Origin of the sequence: Methylobacterium goesingense (assembly GCF_022179225.1) — a bacterium.
GTDB classification, from domain to species: domain Bacteria; phylum Pseudomonadota; class Alphaproteobacteria; order Rhizobiales; family Beijerinckiaceae; genus Methylobacterium; species Methylobacterium goesingense.
In genome coordinates this window covers 1-5,487 of the sequence record NZ_BPQL01000136.1, presented here as the reverse complement: position 1 = coordinate 5,487, position 5,487 = coordinate 1, and the positions used below count along the sequence as shown (strand labels likewise).

Annotated in this window: 7 protein-coding genes; 6 read left to right on the top strand and 1 reads right to left on the bottom strand. The window is 71.0% G+C overall.

All coding sequences use genetic code 11. The features are described 5' to 3' along the window. The 5 genes from MFF30_RS20635 to hpxZ all read left to right on the top strand — a co-directional run. Positions 1-465: cysteine hydrolase family protein (locus tag MFF30_RS20635; RefSeq protein WP_238281741.1), on the top strand; the 465-nt coding region annotated here is incomplete at its 5' end. Positions 466-535: 70 nt separating this feature from the next. Next, on the top strand, positions 536-2,152 hold the full coding sequence (locus tag MFF30_RS20630) for a regulator (RefSeq protein ID WP_238281738.1): 1,617 nt from the start codon (positions 536-538) through the stop codon (positions 2,150-2,152). A 60-nt stretch (positions 2,153-2,212) separates the two neighbouring features. Beyond that, the gene (locus tag MFF30_RS20625) at positions 2,213-2,413 is read left to right on the top strand and encodes a DUF4089 domain-containing protein (protein WP_238281735.1); all 201 of its coding nucleotides are present in this window, start codon (positions 2,213-2,215) and stop codon (positions 2,411-2,413) included. A gap of 14 nt (positions 2,414-2,427) precedes the next feature. Beyond that, positions 2,428-3,834, top strand: a complete 1,407-nt coding sequence (locus tag MFF30_RS20620) for an AtzE family amidohydrolase (RefSeq protein WP_373320963.1) — start codon at positions 2,428-2,430, stop codon at positions 3,832-3,834. An 11-nt stretch (positions 3,835-3,845) separates the two neighbouring features. After that, positions 3,846-4,226: an oxalurate catabolism protein HpxZ gene (gene hpxZ, locus MFF30_RS20615; protein ID WP_238281732.1), complete on the top strand. Its 381-nt coding sequence runs from the start codon at positions 3,846-3,848 to the stop codon at positions 4,224-4,226. Positions 4,227-4,251: 25 nt separating this feature from the next. Here the strand turns inward: hpxZ and MFF30_RS20610 are convergent, their stop codons facing one another. Then, positions 4,252-4,812 (bottom strand): hypothetical protein, encoded by a 561-nt coding sequence (locus MFF30_RS20610; protein WP_238281730.1) that lies wholly within the window; start codon positions 4,810-4,812, stop codon positions 4,252-4,254. A 242-nt stretch (positions 4,813-5,054) separates the two neighbouring features. Here MFF30_RS20610 and rfbC point away from each other — a divergent pair. Beyond that, positions 5,055-5,487 (top strand): dTDP-4-dehydrorhamnose 3,5-epimerase (rfbC, locus tag MFF30_RS20605; RefSeq protein WP_238281728.1); only part of this gene is annotated, 433 nt, incomplete at its 3' end.

The window sequence follows — 5,487 nt, the reverse complement described above, 5'->3', positions numbered from 1 at the left end:
CCGGACCTCTCCGACGCGCGCCCGGCCAAGCTCGAGCGCGGCGCGCCGACCGCCCGCATCGGCGCACCGGGGCCGATGGGCCGCATCCTGGTCCGGGGCGAGCCCGGCCACGGCATCGTGCCGGCGCTGGCGCCGGCCCGGGGTGAGGTGGTGATCGACAAGCCCGGCAAGGGGGCCTTCTACGCCACCGACCTCGGGGCGGTGCTGGCCGCGCGCGGCATCGCCACCCTGCTCGTCTGCGGGGTCACCACGGAGGTCTGCGTGCATACAACGATCCGTGAGGGCAACGACCGCGGCTACCGCTGCATCGCCCTCTCCGACGGCTGCGCTTCCTACTTTCCCGAATTCCACCGGGTCGGCCTCGCGATGATCGCGGCCCAGGGCGGCATCTTCGGATGGGTCTCGTCCTGCGGAGCAGTTGTGGAGGCCCTCGCGGGCGCTGCGCGCCCGAGCCGCCCGGACTGAGAGCGGCTTCTCGTTCGACACGGAATTCCAGGCGCGCGGGAACGGCAGTCAAGCGAAAAGGAGCACGGGCATGGCGGCGGGCACACACGGGGCGGGGCCGGCGGCGACCGGCATCGGCGGCGGCTTCCGGCCAGGGCTCTGGGTACCAGGGGACTGGAACGCCTTCTTCGGCTTCGGCACCAACATTCTCGTCAACCTCCTGGTGCTCACCGGCCTCCTGCGCTTCGTGCTCGGCATGCCGGACGCGATCACCTTCGGGCGCATCCTGCCGGCCATCGGGCTGATGCTCTGCCTCTCCACCGCCTATTACGGCTGGCTCGCCTACCGGCTGGCGAAAGCGACGGGGCGCGACGACGTCTGCGCGCTGCCCTCCGGCATCAGCGTGCCGCACATGTTCATCGTGGTCTTCGTGATCATGCTGCCGATCAAGCTCGCCACCGGCGATCCGCTGAAGGCCTGGGAGGCGGGCCTCGCCTGGGTCTTCATCCAGAGCTTCATCCTGATGATCGGCGGATTCGCCGCCCCGGTGATCCGCCGGATCACCCCGCGGGCGGCGCTGCTCGGCACGCTGGCGGGCGTCTCCGTCACCTTCATCGCCATGCGACCGGCGCTGGAACTCATCACCACCCCGGTGATCGGCGTCGTGGCCTTCGCGATCATCCTGCTCGCCTGGTTCGGAGGCCTGCGCTACCCGGGCCGCCTGCCGGCAGGCCTCGTGGCGATCCTGTTCGGGATGGGGATCGCCTGGGGCGCCAAGCTGTTCGGCTTCGACCTGGGGGGCGTCAGCGGGCCGGGCCTCGTTGCGGCACTTCAGGGCATCGGCTTCTCGGTGCCGCTGCCCGCCGTCGGCCACGTCTTCTCAGGGTTCGACTTCATCGGGATCATCCTGGTGACCGCGATCCCGTTCGGCATCTACGATCTCGTGGAAGCCATGGACAACGTCGAGAGCGCCGAGGTGGCGGGGGATGCCTATCCCACCACCCGCGTACTCACCGCCGACGGGGTCGTCAGCCTGATCGGCTGCCTGATGGGCAACCCCTTCATCAACGCGGTCTATATCGGTCATCCTGGTTGGAAGGCGATGGGCGGGCGCATCGGCTATTCCTTCGCCACCGGGGCGGTGATCCTGGCTCTCTGCTGGCTCAACCTCGTCTCGCTTCTGTCCAGCCTCGTGCCCGTGGTCGCGATCGCCCCGATCCTGCTCTACATCGGCATGCTCATCGGCGCGCAGGCCTTCCAGGAGACGCCGCACTCGCACGCGCCGGCCATCGTGCTCGCCTTCGCGCCGCATCTGGCCGCCTGGGCCAAGACCCTGATCGACGGCGCACTGGGAGCAGCCGGCACCAGCGCGGCGGCGGTGGGCCTCGCCAAGCTGGGGCAGGCGGGCGTCCTCTACGAGGGCCTGGGCGTCCTCGGCGAGGGCGCGATCCTCGGCGGGCTGATCCTGGGCGCCATCGCGGTGTTCATCATCGAGCGCGACTTCCCGAAGGCCGCCGCCTTCGCCCTCGCCGGGGCGGCGCTCACCTTCTTCGGCTTCATGCACGGGCCCGCCGTCGGCATCGCGGTGACGCCCGGCCTGGCGCTTGCTTACGCGATGGTGGCGGCGCTGCTCTACGCCGCCGCACGCTCCACGACGGCGGCACCGGCGAGACCGCCCTCGACTCACGCCGCCGTGGCGGCAGAATAGACGCCGCTCCGCGTGACCGGAATTCCGGCCACGCGGAGGGACACCTTCGGGAGGACGCTCATGTCGGAGCCCAACGACCCGCCGCGCGGCGGTCTCGACGCCTACATCGACGCGGCGGCCGGCCTGCTCGCAATTCCCCTCGATCCGGCCTGGATCGGCGCGATCGGCAGCAACCTCGCGGTCCTGCGCGCGGCTGCTGCCCACGTGGCCGAATTTCCCCTCCCCGACGAGGCGGAAGCCGCCCCGGTCTACGAAGCATGAGCGGTCCGGACACGATGCCAGACTTTCGGCCCGACCCCGCCACGATGACCGCCGAAGCGCTGGCGGCGGCGTTCCGCGACGGAACCACGACCGCCTCCGCCAACGTCGCCGCGACCCTGGCGCGCATCGCGCGGGTCGACGGTGCGGTGAACGCCTTCACGGACGTGCTGGCGGAGCGCGCCGGCGCCCGCGCCGCGGCCCTGGATGCCGCCCGGGCCCGGGGCGAGCCTTGCGGCCCGTTGGCCGGCGTGCCCTTCGCGGTCAAGAACCTGTTCGACATCGCCGGCCTGCCGACCCGGGCCGGATCGAAGATCAACCGCGACCGGGCCCCGGCGGCCCGCGACGGCGCCGTGGTGCGCCGCATGGAGGCGGCCGGCGCGATCCTCGTCGGCGGCCTCAACATGGGCGAGTACGCCTACGATTTCACCGGCGAGAACGTCCATGACGGGCCGACCCGCAACCCGCACGACCTCGGCCGCATGTCCGGAGGCTCGTCGGGCGGCTCAGGGGGGGCGATCGGCGCGGGGCTGGTGCCGATCGCACTGGGCTCCGACACCAACGGCTCGATCCGGGTGCCCTCGGCCTTCTGCGGCTGTTTCGGCCTCAAGCCCACCTATGGGCGCCTCACGCGGGCGGGCAGCTTCCCCTTCGTCGGAAGCCTCGATCATCTTGGCCCCATGGCCCGGAGCGTCACGGACCTCGCGCTCAGCTACGATGCGATGCAGGGGCCGGACCCGGACGATCCGGTGGCCACGACGCGGGCAGCCGAGGCGGCCCTGCCCGGCCTCGGCGAGGGCCTCGGCGGCCTGCGCGTCGCGGTGGCGGGCGGCTACTTCGCGCGCGGCGGTGACGCCGAGGCGTTCGTGGCCGTGGCAAAGGTGGCGCAGGCCCTCGGCGCCACGCGCAGTATCGAGATCCCGGAGGCGGCCCGCGCCCGGGCGGCGGCCTATCTCATCACGGCGGCCGAGGGGGCCGCTCTCCATCTCGACCGCATGCGGACCCGCGGGCACGATTTCGACCCGGCCGTTCGCGACCGGCTGATCGCCGGGGCGATGATTCCGGCCCCGCTGGTCGAGCGGGCGCAGCGCTTCCGCCGCTGGTACCGCTCCGCCGTGCTCGACCTCTTCCGCGAGGTCGACGTGATCCTCGCGCCCGCCACCCCCTGCCGCGCGCCCCGCTCGGGGCAGACCACCTTCGTCCTCGACGGGGTGACCCTGCCGGTGCGGGCCAATATCGGTGTGTTCACCCAGCCGATCTCCTTCATCGGCCTGCCCGTGGTCGCCGTGCCCGTGCGCCTCGACGACGGGCTGCCCCTCGGCGTTCAGGTCATTGCCGCGCCCTGGCGCGAGGACCTCGCCCTGCGGGTGGCGTATCAGCTGGAGCGGGACGGCATCGTCCGGGCGCCCGTGGCGAACCTGTGAGCGAGACCGCGATGATCATCGACGATCCGGCCGTGAAGGCCGAGGTGGCGGCCGCCTTCGCGGCCTATGAAGCGGCCCTGGTGGGCAACGACGTACCGACGCTGGAAGCCCTGTTCCACGACGATGCCCGTACCATCCGCTACGGCGGGGGCGAGAACCTCTACGGGATGGACGCGATCCGCACCTTTCGACGAGCCCGCTCGCCGGAGGGCCTGGCCCGCGACCTCAGGGACACGGTCATCACCACCTACGGCCGCGATACGGGGATCGCCATGACCCTGTTCACGCGATCGGGCGCGCCGGGCCGCATCGGACGCCAGAGTCAGACTTGGATCCGCTTTCCAGACGGCTGGAAGGTGGTCGCCGCTCATGTCAGCGTCATCGACGGGTGAGCCTCCCGCGCGGGCCCCGGCCCGGCTACGGGTCCGGCGTATCGAGCGCCTTGGCGGCCACACGGCGCAAGCGGCCCCCGCGCTTCTCGTAGGCGAAGATCGACGCCAGGGCGCGGGTCTCCGACCCCTCCGGCGTGGGCCCGGCCGAAGTCTCTGTCGACGTTTCCGCAACCCCGGCGGCAGGGACCGCCCGCCGCAGCAGGGCGAGGCGCACCACTTCGCGATCCTGCACGATACGCGTGGCGGCGTCGGCCTCCGTCCGGATCGACGCGACGGCGCCGTCGGCGAAGCGGAGTTCGAGGGTGGCCACGGGGCGTCCCCCGCTCCCGACGACGTCGAGGCCGAATCCCACGACGGAGGCCGCGAGGCCAAGGGGACGGGGCAGGGGCCCGGTGGATGCCAGGGCGTCCCGGAGCCCGCGCGCGATGCCGAGGCGCCGGGGTGCCGTCTCCGGACCGTGAGACACCGTGAGGTCCGCTAAATCCTCGACGCCACGCGCGCTGCCATCGGGCAGGTGGAACACGCCGGCCTCGTAGGATCCCGGACCTTCACCACAGGTTCCGCCAAAGAGCAGGATCTCGCTCATCTGTATTTCTCGTCCGATCATTCCTGCTCGCGCATGGTTCGCACGAAAAACGGAGGAACACATCATGCATTCGATGCGCTGGCAGACGCTTGTGTCGAAAACACGACAGCAGCATCCCGCACCGAGACCCTCGGCGCAACTTTGCGCGAGAGGGAGCAACCAAAAATCGACCTCCCCCTTGACAGGCCGATGCCAAAAATCGCCTAGAACGCTCGCATTTCCCAACTCCGAGGATTGTCTCCATGCAGGTGATCGAGACCGACATCCCGATCGTGCGGCGCATCGTTCCCAAGCGGTTCGGCGATGCGCGGGGCTGGTTCTCGGAGACGTACCGGGCGGACATTCTGGCGAAAGCCGGCATCGCGGATGTCTTCATCCAGGATAACCAGTCCTTCTCGGCCCCTCAAGGCACCGTGCGGGGGCTGCACTTCCAGCGGGCCCCGATGGCGCAGGCCAAGCTGATCCGGGTCCTGTCCGGCGCGATCCTCGACGTGGCGGTCGACCTGCGGCGCGATTCACCCACCTACGGGCAGCACGTGGCGGTACGGCTCGACGCGGAGGCGGGCGAGCAGCTCTACGTGCCGATCGGCTTCGGGCACGGCTTCTGCACCCTCGTGCCCGACACCATGGTGGCCTACAAGGTGGCCGGCGGGGTCTACAGCCCCGAGCACGACG